The organism is Pseudomaricurvus hydrocarbonicus, assembly GCF_011602365.1.
In the GTDB taxonomy this organism is placed as follows: domain Bacteria; phylum Pseudomonadota; class Gammaproteobacteria; order Pseudomonadales; family Cellvibrionaceae; genus Pseudomaricurvus; species Pseudomaricurvus hydrocarbonicus.
Genome location: NZ_JAAONZ010000026.1, coordinates 42,148 through 64,725, shown reverse-complemented (window position 1 = coordinate 64,725; position 22,578 = coordinate 42,148). Strand labels below are relative to the sequence as shown.

Here is a 22,578-nt window from a genome sequence, read left to right as displayed (position 1 = left end):
GCCACTATTCTTTTCAATGGCCACGGGCATCACGGTGCCTGAAGCGGGCTGTCGCCTGGACGGTTGGGTGTGGGCTACCGCGGTTGCCGTAACATCCAGCCCAATTATTCCAGCCCCTTTTCTCCCCCACGGGCCGTGTTTCACAGTCGAAACCGGGTGTGGAACGAGCTTTTAATCCAAATAACGTCTAAATCTGCCTGTTTTAATCACCACAGCCCCTATGGATTGCCAGTCGTGGCGGCGATTACGGGGCAGGCTCCAGTTCCACCACACCATGTTTCACGTGGAACACTCTAAAGCCGCTGTTTTCAATCGTGGCCGCAATCGTATCTGGGCAGCCAGGAACGCCATCGGCGTCAATATCGTCAGTCACTACTGTACCCTGAACGTGTTTAACGCTGGCGGAATTGTCAGGATCGTTTACCGTGACTTCGGCCGATTCCCCGACAGCCTCAGGAGAAGTCTGCACCGCCTTGGCTGGCAAAACCGGCCCTGAAACGTCCCGTTGTTGCTCGCGTCGACGCGCTCTACCGTCGACAGCTCGGCGCCAAGCCGCCAACAGAGGCTGCTTTTCAACCCCGGTGACAAACACCTGACACCCCATATCCACCAGCCAATCGGCCAAAATCAGCCGAAAATGCTCATCCAACTCAGCAGGAAGGTCGTCGATCAGATAAACACACCGACGTTGGCGCTGCTCGCTGTACACCATGCCTTGCGCAATCAACAGCGCACTGACCACAATCTTTTGCTGCCCTCGGGACAACAGATCCACCGCAGCAGTCTTACCCACCATAATTTTAACATCGGCGCGATGCGGGCCCTGACGGGTATACCCCAAATCGGCATCGCGTTCCTGGGTGGTCTCTAGCAACTCGGCAAAGGTGTGTTCCGCATCCCAGCCGCGATAATAACGGATGGATAGCTTTTCCAGCCCCTCAAAGCCCGATATCAGGCGGGAAAAAACCACCCGAAGTCGATCAAAGGCTGCCTCGCGAAACGAATCCAGGCGCGCCGCCAGAGCCGCCAGCTCTCTGTCCCAGGGGGCCAGTAAAGACGCCTCAATTTTACCACGTCTGAGCAGACTATTGCGGTGTTTTAAGCACTTTTCATAACTTCTCCACACCTTATAAAAGTCATGTTCCACGTGGAACACCAACCAATCCAAAAACTGCCGACGCACCAGCGGTGCCCCTTCCAATAAACTGAAAGAATGCCCGTTCATCACCCTCACAGGGAGGGTTTCGGCCAGCTCGGCAGCCGAGGAGCAAGGCTGCCCGCCCTTCTTGATCAACACCTGGCCATCACGGCTGCGTTGAACACCCACCGGCAGCTGAATGCCGGCCGGCACAGGCCGGTCACCCTCGGGGGGTTGTCTGCGGTCTGTGTTCGACTCACCGAGTGACGGGCCGGGAGCTGTGAGGAACGCTTCATTGGACTGAGCAGGTTGAGCCTGTTCGACTGCAGCAGCTGCGCCAAGGGCCGGTTTTACATCAGAACCGGGCGCCGCGGCTCCACCAGCAGAAACAAAATCTCTAACCAAGGGCGATTGCTGGCTGATATCGACGCGACCGAACACGGTATAGGCGTCGGCGTCGTAGTGGATCATGGTTTTGAATTTGCGTGAGCGGAAGGATCGCCCGAGGGAAAGCGTGCTGATGGCTTCCAGAATACTGGTCTTGCCACTGCCGTTGTCACCATAAAAGATATTGAGTTGCGGGGACAACTCAATATCGACCGCTTGCAGATTGCGGAAATTCTGGGCCGACAAACGCCGGAGGGTCATGAAGAGATCACAAAAAGGTTCAAATTCAGATCTTCTGTTACTGCGGGATTACGTTGTGTGCCGCGTTTACAAACGCATCGGCATCACAACGTAAACGGAATCGCCACCCTCCGTCTCTTCCAACAGCGCACTGCTGTTGGAATCAGACAGCGTCATTTTGATTTTCTCAGAGCTGAGCACACCGGTAACATCCTGCAAGTAGCTGACGTTGAAGCCAATCTCCAGCTGATCACCGTTGTAATCCACGGCCACCTGCTCTTCCGCTTCTTCCTGTTCCGGGTTGTTTGCCACAATAGTGAGCTGGCCATCGGTGAGCAACAGGCGCACGCCACGGTATTTTTCGTTTGACAGAATTGCGGTGCGACCAAACGCCTGACGCAATTCGTTGCGGTCCCCAAACACCAGCTTGTTGCCCCCTTTCGGCAGTACCCGCTCGTAGTCCGGGAACTTGCCGTCCACCAGCTTGGAGGTAAAGGTGTAGGCTTCGGTGGCGACGCGAATATGGTTGCTCCCCAGGATCACCTCCACATTGCCCTGGCCATCCAGCAAGCGAGCCAGTTCCACCACCCCCTTGCGCGGCAAAATTGCCTGAGTCACTTCCGGGTTCGAGACCGAGACAGCGCGGGTACACATGGCCAAACGGTGGCCATCGGTGGCGACGGCACGTAGCTGGCCTTCCTGCACTTCCCACAACATACCGTTGAGGTAATAGCGCACATCCTGCTGCGCCATGGCAAAGCCAGTGCGATCGATCAAACGCTTGATGTCCTGTTGTTCACAGGAAAACTGCAGGTCGCCAGGCCCCTGTTCAACATTGGGAAAATCGTTGGCAGGCAGGGTCGACAAGGTGAAGCGACTGCGCCCAGACTTCAATATAACCCTTTGATTTTCCTCAGAAAATTGCAGGATCGCATCGTCAGGTAAAGAGCGGCAGATGTCCACCAGCTTGCGCGCCGGAACCGTCAGTTCTCCCGACTCCCCCGCTTCTGGCAGCTGCACACGAGCCACAATTTCAACTTCCAGATCCGTTCCTGTCATCGACAGGCGATCCCCTTCCAGCACAATCAATACGTTGGCCAACACCGGTAACGTCTGACGACGCTCCACCACACCGGCAACCAACTGCAAGGGCTTGAGTAATGCTTCACGTGGTACGCTGAATTTCATGGCTTGGTCTCTTAATTAACAATGTCCAATAGTTAAAGTGTGTGTCTTTTATTGTAGAGCTGGCCTCTGGCCGGTTAGGCCACCGGCGGTTTAGGAGGTCAGCGAGCGCTGGAGGTTTTTCCAGTCTTCGCGCATATCACCGTCTTCTTCCCGCAGCTCTTTGATTTTACGGCAGGCGTGCAGCACTGTCGTATGATCGCGGCCACCAAACGCGTCGCCGATTTCGGGCAAGCTGTGGTTGGTGAGCTCTTTCGCCAATGACATGGCCACCTGTCTGGGACGAGCCACTGAGCGGCTGCGTCGCTTGGACAGAATATCGCTGATTTTAATCTTGTAATACTCCGCCACGACCCGCTGAATATTATCCACACTGACCTGCTTGTCCTGCAGGGCCAACAGATCCTTCAGGGCTTCGCGCACCAGCGGCACATCAATGTCGCGGCCGGTAAAATGGGCGTTGGCGATGACCCGTTTTAACGCCCCTTCCAATTCACGCACATTGGAGCGAATGCGCTGGGCAATAAAGAAAGCGGCATCGCCCGGCAGCATCATATTGGCCTGATCGGCTTTCTTCATCAGAATGGCCACCCGCGTTTCCAGTTCCGGCGGCTCAATGGCCACCGTCAGGCCCCAGCCAAAGCGGGACTTCAGGCGCTCTTCCAACCCGTGAATCTCTTTAGGATAGCGATCACAGGTTACGATGATTTGCTGGCCACCTTCAAGCAACGCGTTAAAAGTATGAAAGAATTCTTCCTGTGAACGCTCTTTTCCCGCAAAAAATTGAATATCATCAATCAGCAGGGCATCCACCGAACGGTAGTAACGTTTGAAGTCATTAATGGCGTTGAGCTGCAGGGCTTTGACCATGTCGGCCACAAACCGCTCGGAGTGCAGATAAACCACTTTGGCGTTGGGGTTTTTATCCACCAGCGCGTTACCCACCGCGTGCATCAAGTGCGTTTTCCCCAAACCCACGCCGCCGTATATAAAGAGTGGGTTGTAGGCGCCGCCCGGGTTTTCGGCGACCTGGCGGGCCGCCGCCAGGCCCAGCTGGTTCGACTTACCTTCCACAAAGCTGGGGAAGGTAAACCCCTGGTTCAGGTAGTTGCGATGTTTCAGGCCACCTTCCACTTCAATGGCGGTGGCGCGCTCGCCAGTGTTGGCAGAGGTGATCACCCCGGCCGAAGACGAAGAGGCACCGTAGCCGGCCGCCGCGTTATTGGGAACCGCATTCTGGCGGCGGTATTCCGGCGGCACAATGCTGGCGGGCTCGCGAGCCGGGTGGGGGTAATCTTCCAGCCCCATCGGCATTTGGGTCGGCTGATCTGATGAAAAAACCGATCCCGACGCCCCTTGAGAGCCAGACGCCCCCTGTGATTCGTTCAGCAACTCCCGCTGAAAATCGGTTGACTGCACCTCGTTGCCCTGCTGCAATCCACCCTGCTGATAGTCACCGGCAGAATAATCGGTCTGTTCATTGCGCGTATAGTTCCCCTGAGCGTGCGCCGGGTGGCCGGACTGCAAATCACGTTCATAGGCAGAATTCGGGGTCCCCCCGTGGCGAGGAAAGGTGGTTTCACGTGGGGGCTGCGGTGGAACATTCACTTCCGTGCGCTGCGAACGACGCTGGTAGCGCCCCCCCGACTGCGATGCGTTGACCCCCAGTTCAATCTGGAACCCGACCTGTGCACCGTGTTCACCCGCCAACTCCTGTATGCGTCCCAGGAATTTATCATTGACCCAATCCAGCACAAACCGATTGGGCGCCAACAACCTCAGGTGTTGGTCCACGGAGCTCTGATCCACCACTAACGGACGGATCCACGTATTAAACTGCTGCGACGGCAATTCGTTCTGCAACGAGTCGGCACACTTTTTCCAGATTAACTCTGGCAAATCATCCCCCTTCACAACCCTCCTTTCAGAGCGGTTGTCAGATACTGAAACTGTGAAATTTTGTTCGTGGAAAAGCCTGTTATTTTACGCCCAATACCCCCAAGTTATCCACACAAAAAAACGATCAATTATCAAACAAAAAGAAAAAAAGGTTTATTTTTCAATGCTCTAGGAAAACCTGGAGCGACAAAAAACTTACGATTATTATCGGGGATAACCCATTGTTTAAAAACACGACTGTGGATAAAGCTGTGAGTATCCTGCTGGCAACTTGGGTGTGGGTTGCTACACCAGGCGACATGCCTGAGCTGCAGGATTTAACGGAAAATGACGCCGAAAAAACACACAAAAACTTAACCCCAAGACCACATTAGGCGTTGCTTTTGTGCGGTTAATTCATTAAAATCCCGCCTCTTTTTCGCGCTTGTCGAAATTTCCAACAGACTATTGCTTCTGTAATCGCATCGATTCTGCCTTGTTGCAGTATCCGCATTGCAGTTAAAGCGGTGGTTCTCTAGGTAAGACTTGCGCTACCAGTTTCTATGAAAGACACAATCGGCAGGTAAGTCTCATGAAAAGAACATTTCAGCCCAGCGTACTGAAGCGCAAGCGCACTCACGGTTTCCGTTCACGTATGGCAACCAAAAACGGTCGTAAGATTTTGGCGAGTCGTCGCGCCAAGGGTCGCAAAGAGCTGGCAGCTTAATTACGACTCGGGCTTATATATGGAAGCAGGATATGATGCATGTCTTCCTTCTATATATAAGCTCCGTTTCCGTATTCAAGCTCCAGTAATTCAAGATCCTGCGTAATCAAAAACTTACGTAATATAGGTCCTGGCGTGCCGAGCAAGGCTTTTCCGCCCAACAAGGGTTTTCAAAAGTCACTTCGTTTGCTCAACGCCAGCGACTATCAGTCTGTCTTTAATGACGCCCAGTTTAAAGCTTCCCATCAGCACCTGTTGATCCTGTCCCGATCCAATACTGCTTCGAATCCCGACGGCACCCCTCGTCTCGGCCTGGTGATTGCCAAAAAACATATTCGATTGGCCGTACAACGCAACCGGATCAAGCGTATACTGCGCGAGACTTTTCGGCACCACCAGCAGGAGCTGGCCGGCATTGATGCCGTCGTCCTGGCGAGACGCGGGCTCGATCAGCTGGACAACGCGCAGTTGCACAAGCTGTTTAACAAGCAATGGGCCCGGATTATAAAAAAAGCGGCGCAGGCTGACACAGCCACCGCTGACAACCACAAACGCTCATGAAGATCATCGGGATAAAGCTCATCCACGCTTATCGCTATCTGGCCAGCCCCTGGGTGGGCAACCAGTGCCGCTTTTACCCCACCTGCTCTCATTACGCGGAAGAAGCCATCGAACATTACGGTCTGCTGAAAGGAAGCACACTTGCGGCCAAACGCCTGCTAAAATGCCACCCCTGGCACCCCGGTGGAATTGATTTTGTTCCGGGCACTCCGGATGCCGAGCAATGGGAACAACACAGCCGCAGCGATGACGCGGCTGAAACAGAGACAACGCACAAAACCGATAACAATGTCGCGGTTGACTCGCAGTTAACACAAGACCGCACTTAACAACATTCTAACTAACCACAACGGCAGTATTTATGGACTGGCAACGCACGATAATATTGGGGGCTATTGCGATAGTTTCCGTTGTATTGATTAATGAATGGGGCGATTTTCAAGAGCGCAACAAACCCGTCATCTCACAAGAAACCACCGTGTCACAAGCCACAACCGCCTCGGCTGACACCACCACCTCGGTACCTGAGCTGGGTGAAACCGCAACAGCTGCGGCCAGTCCCAGCGACATTCCGGTTTCCCGGGAAGAGCAAATGGCGGCCGAACAAGACGTCACCAGCAACACCGGTGAGCTGATTAGCGTAAAAACCGATGCCCTGGAGTTTCTGATTGACCCGCACGGTGGCGATATCGTCAAGGCGGCACTGCCCCAATATCTGGAATACATTGATACGCCGGACCAGCCGTTCATTCTGCTGAACCGTACCCAGTCCAACACCTATGTGGCCCAGAGCGGCTTGATCGGTACCAACGCCACCGACACCGCCGCCGGCCGACCGGTGTTCCAATCCGCACAGACCGCTTACGAGCTGGCCGACGGTGAAGACATCCTCAATGTGGACCTGACTTATCAACAGGGTCAGGTGGTCATCACCAAACGCTTCATTTTTACCCGTGGCGATCATTTGGTGAAACTGGAATACCGCATCAACAACCAAAGCGACAAGGACTGGAAAGCCGGCCTGTTTGCACAAATCAAGCGCGACAGCCACAACCCGGTGGTGGTCGATGGCTTTGGCATGAAGCCCTACCTTGGCGCGGCCCTCACCACCCCCGACACCAATTACAAAAAGCTGGATTTCGACGACCTGGCAGATGAAGACCTGACCAGTGTGGGTGGCTTCAAGGTCACCCAAACCGGTGGCTGGGTGGCCATGGTTCAGCACTACTTTTTGAGTGCCTGGGTGCCAGACCAGACCCAGGAAAACCATTTCAACCTGCGCAAAGGCAAAGGCGACATCTACCTGATGGGGTTCACCAGCCCTCAGCAAACGGTTGCCGCAGGCAGTGAAGGTGTGCTCTCAGCCTCGTTCTATGCCGGCCCGAAAAACATTGATCGGCTGGAAAAAATCGCCCCGTATCTGGACCTGACGGTGGATTATGGCTGGCTCTGGTGGATCGCCAAGCCACTGTTCCATTTTCTCGACTTTATTCACAGCATCCTGGGCAGCTGGGGCTGGTCAATTATTGCTCTGACAATAATTATCAAGGCAGCATTCTTCAAGCTATCGGCCACCAGTTACCGCTCCATGGCCAAGATGCGCAAATTTGCTCCTGAAATGGCGCGCATGAAAGAGCTCTATGGCGATGACCGCCAAAGAATGTCCCAGGAGATGATGAAGCTCTACAAAAAAGAGAAAATCAATCCGCTGAGCGGCTGTTTGCCCATCCTGGTGCAGATGCCGGTGTTCATTTCGCTCTACTGGGTCTTGATGGAAAGTGTCGAGCTGCGTCACACCCCGTTCCTGTGGTGGATTCAGGATTTGTCCGTGAAAGATCCGCTGTTCATTCTGCCGATCGTGATGGGGATCACCATGTTCATTCAGCAGAAACTGAACCCCACGCCGCCGGATCCGACCCAGGCGCGCATCATGCAGATGATGCCGTTTGTGTTCACCTTTATGTTCCTGTGGTTCCCGGCCGGTCTGGTGGTGTACTGGGTAGTCAACAACACCCTGTCCATTGCGCAACAGTATGTGATCACCAAGCGCATTGAAGCCGGCGATGTAAAAACCGCTTAAGCACTAGCGCTACCGAGAATCACGGAAAAGGCCAGCCCCTTAGGGAGCTGGCCTTTTTTCTGTCTGTCGGTTTTTATCGCCGCGCTTTACGGTGCCCTCGTGTCCCGGGCCACAAGTTCATATAATGAGCGGCAGGTGACCCCTGTTGAGCCGAATCAAGAGCACCCGAATTCTGTCCACCACAGTCCAAAACGACCACAACCCAGTCCATCAGAGTAACGATTCCATGTCATCATCCAGCACCGCCAGTACGTTTCACACCGACACCATTGCCGCCATTGCCACCCCTCCTGGCAAAGGCGGGGTGGGGATTGTGCGGGTATCGGGTGCGAAAGCCAAAACTCTGGCCGAAACCATCACCGGCCGGCAATTGTCACCGCGCACTGCGCACTACGGCCCGTTCCTGGACAGTGCAGGGGACGCCATCGACGAGGGCCTGGCCCTTTATTTTCCCGGCCCCAACTCCTTTACCGGTGAAGACGTGCTGGAACTGCAGGGCCACGGCGGGCCCATTATTCTCGATTGCCTGCTGCGCCGGGTCACGGAACTGGGGGCCCGTATCGCCAATCCGGGGGAATTCTCCGAGCGCGCCTTCCTTAACGACAAGATGGACCTGGCGCAGGCGGAAGCCATTGCCGATCTGATTGAAGCCTCGTCCGAGCAGGCCGCACGCAATGCCGTGCACTCCCTGCAGGGGGCCTTTTCCAAAGAGATTCACGCCCTGGTTGAAGCCTTGATTCAATTGCGCATCTACGTCGAAGCGGCTATCGACTTCCCCGAGGAAGAAATCGATTTTCTCGGCGACGGCAAGGTTGCCGGGGACCTGCAGCGTATTCTGGAGCAGTTGCAGCGGGTCAAAAACGAGGCCAAACAGGGCGCCATCATGCGTGAGGGCATGCAGGTGGTGATTGCGGGGCGCCCCAACGCTGGCAAATCCAGCTTGCTGAATGCCCTGTCCGGTCGCGACAGTGCCATTGTCACCCACATTGAAGGCACCACCCGCGACGTGCTGCGCGAGCACATTCACATCGACGGCATGCCCCTGCACATCATCGACACCGCCGGGCTGCGCGAAAGCCCCGACGAGGTGGAGCAGATTGGCATCGAGCGCGCCTGGCAGGAGATCCACCGCGCCGATCGCATCCTCATGGTGGTGGACGCCACCACCACCGATGACAATAACGCCGAAACCATCTGGCCGGAGTTTGTGGGCGAACTGAAAGACACCTCACACCTGACGCTGATCCTGAATAAATCGGATTTAAAGCCGACTCTGCTGTCAGACAACGCAAGCGGTGCCCTCCCCGACAACCTCAACCACCCGGTGATCTCTCTGTCAGCCAAGTCCGGCGAGGGGGTGGAACGGCTGCGCAATCACCTCAAAGCCTGCATGGGCTTTACCGGCACTACCGAGGGGGGCTTTACCGCCCGCCGTCGCCACCTGGACGCCCTTGCCCGTGCCGAACAGCTGCTGGTGACGGGGCAGGACCAACTGCTGTCACTGGGCGCCGGTGAACTGTTGGCCGAGGACCTGCGGCAAGCCCAGAACGCGCTGGGCGAGATCACCGGTGACTTTACCCCCGATGAACTGCTGGGACGGATTTTTTCCAGTTTTTGCATCGGCAAATGATGATGCTGGGGGCTCGATGGGGCCGCTCGTATAGCCGTCACTCAAGTCCCTGTATGAGCCTCGAAAGGCTGACTGTCGAACCGCCCTCTTGACGCGCCCCAAACGGTTTGACCCAGCGCCCTGTTTGACGGGTAGGTGCTTTACCGGACTCCTGCCTGCGCGCTCGCGTTGAAAAAACCTTTCCCTGCTTTGGCCGGGGCCGCTGCTTTGCCTACTCTCTTATGTTTCTACTAAATCTCTTTTGCTTCTATCTACTAAATCTCTTTTGCTTCTAAAAGCTGCTTTTTCTAGTTACTACACGCTCTAAATCACGTCATCGGTATTGGTCTACACTTTTTAAGTGGTTTGCGCCCCTCACCCCGAGGTTAAAAAACCGCCTTACAGAAAGCAACCAAACTGTACAAATACACATCACTTACATACGTTATCCACATTTACTCACAGGTTTATCCCCTAACTTAATGAAAAATAAGTGATTTCTATCACTGTTCCGTCTCGTCTGTGGAAAAGCACGGGGATTGCGTGAGTAAAAGGCGGGCATGAAATTGGGGATAACCGGCATATCGCCGTCCCCTGTGCATAAGTGGCCTTTCTGTCTCCAGCTTCTCAGCAGCTTACGGTCAGCTAATACCGTTTGAGTACCGATCTTACACTTGTCCTAACATTATGTTTTTATTAAAGTTTTTATACTTACCCACAGAAAAACGGGTTACTATATATAACAATCACTACATACCTTTATATATATTCTATCTATATATATTTTTATTCTCTTTATATGTATAAGACTTAATTTCAAAATAATTCGCTGAAATTTTGAACAACGGACAAACCCAACCTATAATGACCGCCCTTTGAATTCACAGCCGCTGTGGCGGTTTCCTGATTGTGATTTTTAACCCTGCGGTCGTTATTTGAATTTGCCGATAACCGCAATGGGTTAAGAACCCCGATTGGCTTTATGCAGTTTTTTCTGAGAGTGCTTTATGGATTATTCGCAACGCTACGATGTGATTGTGATTGGTGGTGGTCACGCTGGTACCGAAGCGTGCCTTGCTGCCGCAAGAATGGGTTCGCGTACCCTGTTGTTAACGCACAATATCGACACTCTCGGGCAGATGAGCTGCAACCCGGCCATTGGCGGGATTGGCAAGAGTCATCTGGTGAAAGAAATTGATGCCCTCGGTGGCGCTATGGCACTGGCCACCGACAAGGGCGGGATTCAGTTTCGCACCCTGAACGCTCGCAAAGGTCCGGCTGTGCGAGCCACTCGGGCGCAAGCTGACCGCGCGCTCTACAAAGCGGCCATCCGTGAAATACTGGAAAACCAGCCCAATCTGGATATATTCCAACAGGCCGCTGACGACCTGATTGTGGAAGGCGATACCGTACGAGGTGTCGTCACCCAGATGGGACTCAAGTTCTATGCCCCCACGGTGGTGCTGACGGTGGGCACGTTCCTGGGCGGTAAAATTCACATTGGTTTGCAGAATCACTCCGGTGGTCGCGCCGGCGATCCGCCCTCCATCGCCCTGGCCAATCGTTTGCGCGAACTGCCGCTGACCGTGGACCGATTGAAAACCGGTACCCCGCCGCGCATTGATGCCCGCAGTGTGAATTTTGACACGCTGGAAAAACAATTCGGTGATACGCCCTTGCCAGTGATGTCCTACATGGGCAAAGTGGAAGATCATCCCGAGCAGGTCTGTTGCTGGATCACCCACACCAACGCCCGCACCCACGAAATTATTCACAAAGGGCTGGATCGCTCCCCCATGTACACCGGGGTGATTGACGGGGTCGGGCCGCGTTACTGCCCGTCGGTCGAAGACAAGGTACACCGCTTTGCGGACAAGGATTCGCACCAGGTGTTCATTGAGCCCGAGGGCCTGACCACCCACGAGCTCTACCCCAACGGGATTTCCACCAGTCTGCCGTTTGACGTGCAGTTTGAATTGGTGCGCTCCATTGTCGGTTTTGAAAATGCCCACATCACCCGTCCGGGCTACGCCATTGAGTACGATTTCTTTGACCCGCGGGACCTGAAGTACAACCTGGAAAACAAGTTTATTCACGGTCTGTTCTTTGCCGGTCAGATAAACGGCACCACCGGCTACGAAGAGGCCGGAGCCCAGGGGTTGCTGGCGGGCGCCAACGCTGCGCTGCTGGCCCAGGGCAAAGCGTCCTGGTCTCCGCGTCGGGACGAAGCCTACATCGGGGTGCTGGTGGACGACCTGATCACCATGGGAACCCGCGAGCCCTACCGCATGTTCACCAGCCGTGCGGAGTATCGGTTGATGCTGCGCGAGGACAACGCCGATCTGCGCCTCACCGAACAGGGTCGAGAGTTGGGGCTGGTGGACGATGTGCGCTGGCAGGCTTTTTGTGAAAAACGCGAAGCCATTGCCCTCGAACAACAGCGCCTCAAAGACACCTGGATCCAGGCGGGCAGCGCCGAGGCCGATGCTTTGGCCGACCGTCTCAAGTCGCCGTTGTCGCGGGAGTACAGTCTGCACGATCTGCTCAAGCGCCCCGAGCTCACTTACGCCGACGTCGGGCATCTCAAGGGGGAGCCAGCCGGCAACCCGCAAGTGCGTGAACAGGTCGAGATCCATGTGAAGTACGCCGGTTACATCGATCGCCAGCAAGACGACATCAATCGTCTGCGCCAGCATGAGAATACAGCGATCCCGGCGGACTTTGACTACAGCGTGGTCGAAGGATTATCCAACGAGGTGAAGCAGAAACTCACCGAAAACCGTCCGGAAACTCTGGCCAGAGCCTCGCGTATCCAGGGGGTCACTCCGGCGGCTGTGTCGCTGTTGCTGATCTATCTGAAAAAGCACGGCTTGCTGAAAAAACAGGCGGTGGTATGAAATCAGTGGCAGTGACGAACCGGGCACCACTGGTGCAGCGGTTGCTCGACGGCGCCGAGACGATGGGCGTGGCGGTGAGCGAGGCCCAGGCCGGGCAAATGCTGGATTACCTCGAGCTGTTTCACAAATGGAACAAAACCTACAACCTGTCTGCGATCCGCGATATTGAAGCGCAGCTGGATCGCCACCTGCTCGACAGTCTGAGCGTTGCGCCGTACATCGAGGCCGATTATCTCATCGATGTGGGTACCGGCGGTGGCCTGCCGGGTATTCCATTGGCGATCCTGTTTCCGCAAAAACGTTTTACCCTGCTCGACAGCAACGGCAAAAAAGCACGTTTTCTGTTTCAGGTAAAAACACAGCTGAAACTGGACAACGTTCAGGTTGAAAACCGTCGCGTGGAAGCCTTCCAGCCCGATGAGCCCTTTGATGCCGTGATCAGTCGCGCCTTTGCCAGTCTCAAGGATATGACCGATGGCTGTCAGCACCTGTTGGCCGACGGTGGTGTTTTTTACGCCATGAAGGGCATCTACCCCACAGATGAGTTGAGTGATCTGGAAAAAAACTATAAGGTTTCTGATTCTTACCCCCTTCAGGTTCCACGCGAAGAAGGTGAACGTCACCTGCTGGTGTTGACTCCCTAACCCGGAAGCCCGCCCGGCACTAGTGACTGTTGCTGGAAACCTGTAAATCCTTGTGATGAGGTGGAGTCCGGCACAGCTGTCGGACCCCCCGATTTTGAATTCAAGACCGTACGCAAGACACATACGCAGGACACAAAAGTTGATTAAAAAATACGCCATTGCCAACCAAAAAGGTGGAGTCGGCAAGACCACGACCTGCGTCAATCTGGCCGCTTCGCTGGTGGCTACCAAAAAACGCGTGTTGCTGATTGACCTCGATCCTCAGGGGAATGCCACCATGGGCAGTGGCATTGATAAAAACGACCTGGAGATTTCGATTTACGAAGTGCTGGTGGGGGCCTGCAAGGCGGAAGACGCGCTGGTGACTTCACCGTCAGGACTTTACTCGGTGCTGCCGGCCAACGGCGATTTGACCGCCGCCGAGGTGGAAATGCTGTCCATGGACAACAAAGAGCGCCGCCTGCGCGAGGCCCTTGAGCCGCTGATAGACCGCTTTGATTATTTTGTCATCGATTGCCCGCCCTCGCTCAACATGCTCACGGTGAATGCCTTGACCGCCTGTGACGGGGTGATTATCCCCATGCAGTGTGAATACTACGCTCTGGAGGGGCTGTCAGCGCTGGTGAATACCATCAACCAGATCCAGTCTTCGCTGAACCCGCGCCTGTCCATTGAGGGCATCCTGCGCACCATGTACGACCCACGCAACAGCCTCACTAATGATGTATCTGCTCAGCTGAATGAGTATTTCGGCGATGCGCTCTATCGCACCTGCGTGCCGCGCAACGTGCGCCTGGCCGAGGCGCCCAGTTTTGGTCAGCCGGCGCTGGTGTACGATCGCCAGTCCAAGGGCGCTATCGCCTATCTGGCACTGGCCGGTGAAATCCTGCGGCGCAACGAAACGGCGCGCGCGGATGCGGCTCAGGTTTAGGCGGCAGCGGTTTCAACGCCGGACGCGGGTCCTCCTGCTGGACGCGGTTCTCAACCTTGGACGGCTGCGGCAAGGCACCACCGCATTGGCGGTGTTTATTGCTAACTTTCTGATTTTTAAATAATTTATTTATTCGTTTTTTTGGGTTTAACGGACAGGATCACACTTGCCATGGCAGCAAAAAGAAAAGGCTTGGGGCGCGGTTTGGACGCTCTTTTGAGTGGCGCCAAAGGGGCGGAAGCCAGTGAAGCGATCGCCGCAGTCGCAGAGACGTCTGCCACGGTAGAAGAAAATCTGGACGGCAAGCTGGCTCAGTTGCCGGTCGAGTTTATTCGCCGGGGTAAGTACCAGCCGCGCCGCGATATGCAGCCTGAAGCTCTGGAAGAGCTGGCGCAATCCATCAGGGCCCAGGGGGTCATGCAGCCGATTGTCGTGCGCCCGGTGGGCAAAGCCGACGATGGCACGGAAAAGTACGAAATTATTGCCGGTGAGCGCCGCTGGCGGGCCACCCAGCTGGCCGGTCTGGACAAAATTCCCTGTGTGATTCGCGATGTGCCGGACGAAGCCGCCATTGCCATGGCGCTGATTGAGAACATTCAGCGTGAAGACCTCAACCCCATGGAAGAGGCGGTCGCGCTCAAGCGCTTGCAGGATGAATTTGAACTGACCCATCAGGAAGTGGCCCACGCCGTGGGTAAGTCCCGCACCACCATCACCAACCTGTTGCGCCTGATCGCCCTCTCTGAGGATGTGAAAATCATGCTCGAGCACGGCGACCTGGAGATGGGGCACGCCCGGGCGATGTTGTCTCTGGACGCGGCAGATCAGAGAGACGTGGCCAGGCAGGTGGTGTCCAGAGGCCTGTCTGTACGCCAGACGGAAGCGCTGGTGAGAAAAGTTCAGCAGGCCAGCTCCGAGGTGACCGCAGTGGAAAGCTCCGGCCCGAGCGCGGATGTCCAGAAGCTGGAGGAAGCGCTGGCGGAGAAGGTTGGCGTGCCGGTGTCCATTTCTCACGGGGCGAAAGGCAAAGGCAAGTTAACACTCAGTTACAGCAGCCTTGATGAGTTGGATGGCATTTTAAATCATCTGGGTTACAAAGCTTAACAATTGATAGATGTTGTGGTCGCCATCTAATCGCAACCCTACATGTAGTTGATTGATATCAACATCCCGACGAACTCCTGACAAATATGACCAGCGGACAAGAATTTCAGGGAATTTAACGACTTTGTGTTCTTGAATTAGGTTGATAGACGCGGCCCTAAACCCTATAATTCGCGTCGCTCAATTTGATGGCTGACAGTGCCTTCGAATCGGGCTAAACGGAGAGCTAGCGGAGTGTTGGCCAAAAGCGTTACCAGAGAAGTCGCCTTGGCCACTATCAAAAGACCTCCAGTCTATCGAGTCCCCGGCATCCAGTTAGTGGTTTTGCTGGTGGTGTCTGCAGGACTGGGGGTTGTCGACGTCACTATTGCCTGGTCTGTGTTGGCTGGGGGAGTGGTTGCGATCATTCCTCACCTCTATTTTACCGTTTATGCTTTCCGCCACATGGGGGCCAGAGTCTCCCCTGACATCGCACGCTCTTTCGCTCGCGGCGAGGCTGGCAAGTTTATATTGACCATGGTGGGTTTCGCTTGTGTGTTTAAAAGCGGCTTCGCCTTGAATCCACTGGCGGTGTTTGGTGGGTATTTTGCCATGCTGATTATCCAGTGGTGGGCAGTTGCGGTTGCGGTACGGGGTCAGTAGTTGAGGTGGTTAGGTCGTGCTGGCAAGCGTTGTGGCTGCTGACACAACCACAGCAAAGAGTTGCAATCATCAACAACGCTAAAAAGTTTTAAAAGCGGTTTTCGGTCCGGGACTGAAGAACGGTTTTAAAACTTTTTAAAAACTTAAAGGTGCTTGAGAAAATTATGGCAAGCGAAGAACTCACTCAAACGGGTTATATTCAACACCACCTGCAGAACATGGCTTACGGCAAATTGCCGGAAGGTTACGTTCGTGCCGATGGCAGCATCATGGAGCAGGCCGGCTGGACTTTGGCACACTCCACTCAGGAAGCGTCCGACATGGGATTCTGGGCAGTCCACCTGGATACTCTGGGTTGGTCCATTGCTCTGGGTTTACTGTTTTCGTTTTTGTTTTCACGCGCCGCCAAGAAAGCGACCACCGGTGTTCCCAAAGGCTTCCAGAGCTTTGTGGAAATGGTTGTCGAATTTGTCGATGGTGTTGTTAAAGACACATTCCACCACTCCAACAAGCTGGTTGCGCCCATGGCTCTGACCATTTTTGTGTGGGTGTTCATGATGAACCTGATGGATCTGGTGCCCATCGACTGGTTGCCGATGCTGGCGGATCACACCATTGGTCAGGGTGACGGCCACTTGTTCTTCAAAGTCGTACCCACTACGGATCCCAATGCAACTCTGGGGATGGCCCTCGGTGTCTTCCTGTTGATGATTGGGTTCAGCATCAAAAACAAAGGGATTGGCGGCTTCGTTAAAGAGTTGGCATTACACCCCTTCAATCACCCGGTAATGATTCCGTTCAACCTGTTCCTGGAACTGGTTGGTCTGATCGCCAAGCCAATCTCTCTGGGCTTGCGACTGTTCGGAAACCTGTACGCCGGCGAAATGATCTTCATCCTGATTGCCCTGCTTTACTCTGGCGGTCTGGTGTTGGGTACCTTTGGTGCTGGTTTGCAGTGGATGTGGGCAGTCTTCCACATTCTGGTTATCACTCTGCAGGCCTTTGTGTTCATGGTGTTAAGTACTGTGTACATGGCCATGGCCCACGATGTGGATGAGCAGCATTAATCAGGCGATTAATGGCGGGCGCGGTTGATGGCGCCCGGCGACAAGATTTTTAGTTCAGATTTTTAACGATTTACTTTTTAACTTTAACTTTAAACCTTCGAAAATTGGAGAAAACAATGGAAGCACTTGGTTTGGTATACGTAGCTAGCGCACTGCTGATCGGTTTGGGCGCACTGGGTACAGCAATCGGTTTCGGTTCTTTGGGTGGTAAGCTGCTGGAAGGCTCTGCTCGTCAGCCAGAACAAGGCCCTGCCCTGCAAGGTAAAATGTTCCTGATGGCGGGTCTGCTGGATGCGGTACCTATGATCGGTGTTGGTATCGGCATGTACCTGATCTTTGTTGTTGCACCTGGCCTGGCGGGCTAATCGACCTCTGTCTTTATAACCTTTCCTTAAAGAACAAAGAGGTGTCGGTGTGAACATTAATTTGACTTTGATTGGCCAAACGATTTCGTTTGCGCTCTTCGTGCTGTTTTGCATGAAGTTCGTATGGCCAGCGCTGATTTCCATGATGGAAGAGCGTGAAAAGAAAATCGCCGATGGTCTGGAAGCTGCTGATCGTGCTGACAAAGATCTTGAGCTGGCTCAGAAAAAAGCCACTCAACAACTTCGTGAAGCCAAAGAAGAAGCAGCAGCAATTATTGAGCAGGCTAATAAGCGTGCCAACCAGATTGTTGAAGAAGCTAAAGTTCAGGCAGTTGCCGAAGGCAACCGTTTGAAGCAGGCAGCTGAAGCACAGATCGAGCAGGACGTTAACCGCGCGAAAGAAGACCTTCGTGGCAAGGTAGCGACTTTGGTGCTGGCCGGTGCAGAAAAAGTACTGGGCGCGTCTATCGACGAGAATGCTAGCAGCGAACTGGTAAACCAGTTAGCCGCCGAACTGTAAGTGAGGTAAATCATGGCCGAACTTACAACTTTAGCCAGACCATACGCAAAAGCCGCATTTGAATCTGCCGATGCGGCAGGACAATTGCAAAAATGGTCTGACATGTTAACTCTCGCTGCTGCCGTTGCGCAGCAGGACGGAATGATCAAGGCGTTGGTATCTCCAGCCCTCACCAGTGAACAGAAAGCGAAAGCATTTGCTGACGTTTGCGGTGATGAGCTGAATGAAGGTGCCGTTAACTTGATCAGCGTGCTGGCGGAAAATAAGCGCTTGACCTTACTGCCTGAAATCCAGCAGTTGTTTGAGCAGCATAAAGCCCAGCGCGAGCAGTCTGTCGATGTGGAAGTATCCACAGCGTTTGAGTTATCCGGCGAATTGCAAGATAAATTGGCGAAGGCATTGAGTGCCAAGCTGGACCGTGAAGTGAATTTGTCCACGGTTGTGGATAAGTCTCTTTTGGGTGGCGCTTTGGTCCGTGCAGGCGACACAGTAATTGACGGTTCGGTGCGTGGTCGTTTGGCCAAGCTCGCCGAAGCAATGAACTCCTAATCCGGCCAAAGCCGAGAGGGAATTGAGGAACAGAGCATGCAGCAACTGAATCCTTCTGAAATCAGTGACATTATCAAGCAGCGCATCGATGGTATTGATGTATCTGCCAAAGCCCAGAATGAGGGCACCGTCGTTTCTGTAACTGACGGTATTATTCGTATCCACGGTCTGGAAGACGTGATGTACGGTGAAATGATCGAGTTTGAAGGCGGTGTCTATGGTATGGCACTGAACCTTGAGCGCGACAGTGTTGGTGCGGTAGTACTGGGCGATTACGAAGGTGTGGCAGAAGGCCAAACCTGTAAATGTACCGGTCGCATTTTGGAAGTACCTGTAGGTAATGAGCTGCTGGGTCGCGTTGTTGACGCACTGGGCAACCCTATCGACGGTAAAGGTCCAATTGGTCACAGCCAAACTGACGCCATCGAAAAAATTGCTCCAGGCGTAATTGAGCGTAAGTCTGTTGACGAACCCGTTCAATTTGGTCTGAAGTCTGTTGATGCCATGGTACCGGTAGGTCGCGGTCAGCGTGAGCTGATCATTGGTGACCGTCAGACGGGTAAGACAGCGATTGCTGTTGATGCCATCATCAACCAAAAAGATTCCGGCATTAAGTGTATCTACGTCGCTGTTGGCCAGAAAGCTTCTTCTATTGCGGCTGTTGTTCGTAAACTGGAAGAGCACGGTGCCATGGATCACACCATTGTAGTTGCCGCAACTGCCTCCGATCCTGCAGCGATGCAGTTCCTGGCGCCGTTTGCTGGTACTACCATGGGTGAATACTTCCGTGACCGTGGTCAGGATGCCCTGATCATTCACGATGACTTGACCAAGCAAGCCTGGGCGTATCGTCAGATCTCCCTGTTGCTGCGTCGTCCGCCAGGTCGTGAAGCTTACCCTGGTGATGTATTCTATTTGCACTCACGTCTGCTGGAGCGCGCCTCTCGCGTTAACGCTGATTACGTTGAAAAGTTCACCAACGGTGAAGTGAAAGGCAAAACCGGTTCCTTGACCGCCCTGCCGATCATTGAAACCCAGGCGGGTGACGTATCTGCGTTCGTACCTACTAACGTAATTTCGATTACCGATGGTCAGATCTTCCTGGAAACTGACATGTTCAACGCCGGCATCCGTCCTGCGATGAACGCCGGTATTTCGGTATCTCGTGTAGGTGGTTCTGCTCAGACCAAAGTGATCAAGAAACTGTCCGGTGGTATTCGTACCGCTCTGGCCCAGTATCGTGAATTGGCGGCGTTCTCTCAGTTCGCTTCTGATCTGGATGCTGCGACTAAAGCCCAGTTGGATCACGGTGAGCGTGTAACCGAACTGATGAAGCAGAAGCAGTATGCCCCTCAGAGCATTGCCGAGATGGGTATCATTCTGTACGCAGCTAACGAAGGTTATTTGCAAGATGTCGAAGTTGCCAAGATTGGCAGTTTCGAATCCGCGTTGCTTTCTTACATGAACAGTGAACACGCTGATCTGATGAAGAAAGTAAATGAGTCCGGTAACTACAATGATGAAATTGAGTCCGGATTCAAAGCAGCCCTGGAGAAGTTCAAGTCTACCCAGACTTGGTAAGCAGCATTGTTAGGCGCTTTGGATGAGGATGGTACGACCGGTATGCAGCTGGAGCGCTTAATGAACACTGACACTAATATGAATTTTTTCGGGGACTGGTAATGGCAAGCGGAAAAGAAATTCGTACTCAGATAACGAGTATTAAAAATACGCAGAAAATCACCAGCGCCATGGAAATGGTAGCGGCGAGTAAGATGCGTAGAGCGCAAGACCGCATGCAGCTTGGTAAACCTTACGCCCAGCGTATTCGCTCGGTGGTAGGTCACATTGCCAGCGCCAACCCAGAATATCACCATATGTTCATGGACCAACGCGAAGTTAAACGCGTCGGTTTTATTCTGGTTTCTACCGATCGTGGCTTGTGTGGTGGCCTGAACGTTAACATGTTCAAAAACACCATCAAATCCATGAAACAGTGGAACGATCAAGGGGTTGAAATTGACCTGTGTTTGATCGGCGCAAAGGCAGCCGCCTTCTTTAATAGTTTTGGCGGTAATGTTGTTGCTGCTGTTCGCGATCTTGGTGAACAACCGAGCGTTGCCGATTTGATCGGTAGCGTGAAAATTATGCTCGACAGCTATGCTGACGGAGGCATTGATAAACTGTTCCTGGCGGGAAATGAGTTTGTGAACACCATGACTCAGGCACCGTTTGTTGATCAGTTGTTGCCACTGGTAGCTGATCCAGATGAAAAACTGCAACACAGCTGGGATTACTTGTACGAGCCCGAAGCAGAAACTTTGCTGGAAGGTTTGTTAATTCGTTACATTGAGTCACAAGTGTATCAAGCTGTAGTCGAAAATAGCGCATGTGAAATGGCTGCTCGTATGTTGGCGATGAAAAACGCCACCGATAATGCGGGTGACCTCATTGATGATCTGCAACTGGTTTATAACAAAGCCAGACAGGCTGCGATTACGCAGGAACTGTCAGAGATCGTTAGTGGCGCTTCGGCAGTTTAATCGAGCACTGTGACAGAATTTGAATTCAAACTTTTGTAATTGAGGATCCGGAAATGAGTAGCGGACGTATCGTACAAATTATTGGTGCCGTTATCGACGTGGAATTCCCTCGTGACTCCGTACCTAAGGTATATGACGCCTTGACTGTAACTGAGAAGGGTTTGACCCTTGAAGTTCAGCAGCAGTTAGGTGACGGCATGGTGCGCGCAATCGCAATGGGTTCTTCCGAAGGTGTAAGCCGTGGCTTGACCGTCGAGAACACCAACGCCCCTATTTCAGTACCTGTCGGTGCAGAAACTTTGGGTCGTATTATGGATGTATTGGGTAACCCCATCGATGAGGCTGGTCCTATCGGTGAGAAAACTCGTGCAGCTATCCACCGTAAAGCCCCAGCCTACGACGAACTGGCAGCGTCTGAAGACCTGCTGGAAACCGGCATTAAAGTTATCGACCTGGTTTGTCCTTTCGCCAAAGGTGGTAAGGTCGGACTGTTCGGTGGTGCCGGTGTTGGTAAAACCGTAAACATGATGGAGCTGATCAACAACATCGCCAAGGCCCACAGTGGTCTGTCTGTATTTGCGGGTGTTGGTGAGCGTACTCGTGAAGGTAACGACTTCTACTACGAGATGGAAGAGTCCAATGTACTGGACAAAGTTGCCATGGTTTACGGTCAGATGAATGAGCCCCCCGGAAACCGTCTGCGTGTGGCACTGACTGGCCTGACTATGGCTGAGAAGTTCCGTGACGAAGGTAAAGACGTACTGTTGTTCGTTGACAACATCTACCGTTACACCTTGGCGGGTACCGAAGTATCTGCACTGCTGGGTCGTATGCCTTCAGCGGTAGGTTATCAGCCCACTTTGGCTGAAGAGATGGGTGTACTGCAAGAGCGTATTACTTCGACCAAGACCGGTTCTATTACCTCGGTTCAGGCCGTATACGTACCTGCGGATGACTTGACTGACCCGTCACCTGCAACCACCTTTGCTCACTTGGATTCCACCGTTGTACTGAGCCGGGACATCGCTTCCAAGGGTATCTACCCTGCGATTGACCCGCTGGACTCCACTTCTCGTCAGCTGGACCCACTCATTATTGGTGAAGAGCACTACTCTATCGCCCGTGGTGTGCAAACTGTTTTGCAGCGTTACAAAGAGCTGAAAGACATTATTGCGATTCTGGGTATGGACGAGCTGTCAGAAGAAGACAAGCAAACTGTATCTCGCGCTCGTAAAATTGAGCGTTTCTTGTCTCAACCTTTCCACGTAGCTGAAGTCTTTACCGGTTCACCTGGTAAATACGTTTCTTTGAAAGATACCCTGGCTGGTTTCAGCGGTATTTTGAAAGGCGACTACGACGATCTGCCAGAGCAAGCTTTCTACATGGTTGGCGGTATCGATGAAGCTGTTGAGAAAGCTAAAAAGCTGTAAGGCTTTTCAGTTAGCTTAATTAACGGCTGGCTAAGTCAGGTTGTGGGTAACTTTAAGTTACCCACAACCTAGAAAGAGGCG

At 53.5% G+C, this 22,578-nt stretch carries 20 protein-coding genes; 17 read left to right on the top strand and 3 right to left on the bottom strand.

Annotation, left to right across the window (positions count from 1 at the left end; genetic code table 11):
• Window positions 1-244 precede the first annotated feature (244 nt).
• The 3 genes from recF to dnaA all read right to left on the bottom strand — a co-directional run bounded on the left by recF (window position 245) and on the right by dnaA (window position 4,849).
• Window positions 245-1,786 (bottom strand): DNA replication/repair protein RecF, encoded by a 1,542-nt coding sequence (gene recF, locus G8770_RS22115; RefSeq protein ID WP_167192068.1) that lies wholly within the window; start codon window positions 1,784-1,786, stop codon window positions 245-247.
• Between the two features lie 66 nt (window positions 1,787-1,852).
• Entirely contained in the window at window positions 1,853-2,953 is a 1,101-nt protein-coding gene (gene dnaN, locus G8770_RS22110; protein WP_167192066.1) for a DNA polymerase III subunit beta, read from the bottom strand.
• Between the two features lie 90 nt (window positions 2,954-3,043).
• Window positions 3,044-4,849: a chromosomal replication initiator protein DnaA gene (gene dnaA, locus G8770_RS22105; RefSeq protein WP_167192064.1), complete on the bottom strand. Its 1,806-nt coding sequence runs from the start codon at window positions 4,847-4,849 to the stop codon at window positions 3,044-3,046.
• 571 nt (window positions 4,850-5,420) lie between these two features.
• Here dnaA and rpmH point away from each other — a divergent pair.
• The 17 genes from rpmH to atpD all read left to right on the top strand — a co-directional run bounded on the left by rpmH (window position 5,421) and on the right by atpD (window position 22,497).
• A complete protein-coding gene (gene rpmH, locus G8770_RS22100) occupies window positions 5,421-5,555 on the top strand; it encodes a 50S ribosomal protein L34 (RefSeq protein ID WP_167192062.1) in 135 nt (44 codons plus the stop codon).
• Window positions 5,556-5,690: 135 nt separating this feature from the next.
• Window positions 5,691-6,116, top strand: coding sequence for a ribonuclease P protein component (rnpA, locus tag G8770_RS22095; RefSeq protein ID WP_167192060.1), 426 nt, complete (start codon window positions 5,691-5,693; stop codon window positions 6,114-6,116).
• On the top strand, window positions 6,113-6,445 hold the full coding sequence (yidD, locus tag G8770_RS24760) for a membrane protein insertion efficiency factor YidD (protein WP_167192058.1): 333 nt from the start codon (window positions 6,113-6,115) through the stop codon (window positions 6,443-6,445). The genes rnpA and yidD overlap by 4 nt, the downstream gene beginning before the upstream one ends.
• A gap of 32 nt (window positions 6,446-6,477) precedes the next feature.
• Window positions 6,478-8,196 carry a membrane protein insertase YidC gene (yidC, locus tag G8770_RS22085; RefSeq protein WP_167192056.1) on the top strand — a complete coding sequence of 573 codons (1,719 nt, stop codon included), beginning with the start codon at window positions 6,478-6,480 and terminating at the stop codon, window positions 8,194-8,196.
• Between the two features lie 226 nt (window positions 8,197-8,422).
• The gene (gene mnmE, locus G8770_RS22080) at window positions 8,423-9,826 is read left to right on the top strand and encodes a tRNA uridine-5-carboxymethylaminomethyl(34) synthesis GTPase MnmE (protein WP_167192054.1); all 1,404 of its coding nucleotides are present in this window, start codon (window positions 8,423-8,425) and stop codon (window positions 9,824-9,826) included.
• 986 nt (window positions 9,827-10,812) lie between these two features.
• Window positions 10,813-12,702 (top strand): tRNA uridine-5-carboxymethylaminomethyl(34) synthesis enzyme MnmG, encoded by a 1,890-nt coding sequence (gene mnmG, locus G8770_RS22075; protein ID WP_167192052.1) that lies wholly within the window; start codon window positions 10,813-10,815, stop codon window positions 12,700-12,702.
• Window positions 12,699-13,346, top strand: a complete 648-nt coding sequence (gene rsmG / locus G8770_RS22070) for a 16S rRNA (guanine(527)-N(7))-methyltransferase RsmG (RefSeq protein WP_167192050.1) — start codon at window positions 12,699-12,701, stop codon at window positions 13,344-13,346. Before mnmG ends, rsmG begins: the two co-directional genes overlap by 4 nt.
• Before the next feature lie 139 nt (window positions 13,347-13,485).
• Window positions 13,486-14,277, top strand: a complete 792-nt coding sequence (locus G8770_RS22065; RefSeq protein WP_167192048.1) for a ParA family protein — start codon at window positions 13,486-13,488, stop codon at window positions 14,275-14,277.
• Window positions 14,278-14,448: 171 nt separating this feature from the next.
• On the top strand, window positions 14,449-15,381 hold the full coding sequence (locus G8770_RS22060; RefSeq protein WP_167192046.1) for a ParB/RepB/Spo0J family partition protein: 933 nt from the start codon (window positions 14,449-14,451) through the stop codon (window positions 15,379-15,381).
• Between the two features lie 267 nt (window positions 15,382-15,648).
• Entirely contained in the window at window positions 15,649-16,023 is a 375-nt protein-coding gene (locus G8770_RS22055) for an ATP synthase subunit I (protein ID WP_167192044.1), read from the top strand.
• Window positions 16,024-16,187: 164 nt separating this feature from the next.
• A complete protein-coding gene (atpB, locus tag G8770_RS22050; protein WP_208022452.1) occupies window positions 16,188-17,090 on the top strand; it encodes a F0F1 ATP synthase subunit A in 903 nt (300 codons plus the stop codon).
• Between the two features lie 116 nt (window positions 17,091-17,206).
• Window positions 17,207-17,455, top strand: a complete 249-nt coding sequence (gene atpE / locus G8770_RS22045) for a F0F1 ATP synthase subunit C (protein ID WP_167192042.1) — start codon at window positions 17,207-17,209, stop codon at window positions 17,453-17,455.
• Window positions 17,456-17,504: 49 nt separating this feature from the next.
• Window positions 17,505-17,975, top strand: a complete 471-nt coding sequence (locus tag G8770_RS22040) for a F0F1 ATP synthase subunit B (RefSeq protein WP_167192040.1) — start codon at window positions 17,505-17,507, stop codon at window positions 17,973-17,975.
• Between the two features lie 12 nt (window positions 17,976-17,987).
• Window positions 17,988-18,524: a F0F1 ATP synthase subunit delta gene (locus G8770_RS22035; protein WP_167192038.1), complete on the top strand. Its 537-nt coding sequence runs from the start codon at window positions 17,988-17,990 to the stop codon at window positions 18,522-18,524.
• Between the two features lie 36 nt (window positions 18,525-18,560).
• Window positions 18,561-20,105: a F0F1 ATP synthase subunit alpha gene (gene atpA, locus G8770_RS22030; RefSeq protein ID WP_167192036.1), complete on the top strand. Its 1,545-nt coding sequence runs from the start codon at window positions 18,561-18,563 to the stop codon at window positions 20,103-20,105.
• A gap of 101 nt (window positions 20,106-20,206) precedes the next feature.
• Entirely contained in the window at window positions 20,207-21,067 is an 861-nt protein-coding gene (atpG, locus tag G8770_RS22025; RefSeq protein ID WP_167192034.1) for a F0F1 ATP synthase subunit gamma, read from the top strand.
• A 53-nt stretch (window positions 21,068-21,120) separates the two neighbouring features.
• On the top strand, window positions 21,121-22,497 hold the full coding sequence (atpD, locus tag G8770_RS22020) for a F0F1 ATP synthase subunit beta (protein ID WP_167192032.1): 1,377 nt from the start codon (window positions 21,121-21,123) through the stop codon (window positions 22,495-22,497).
• Window positions 22,498-22,578 lie beyond the last annotated feature (81 nt).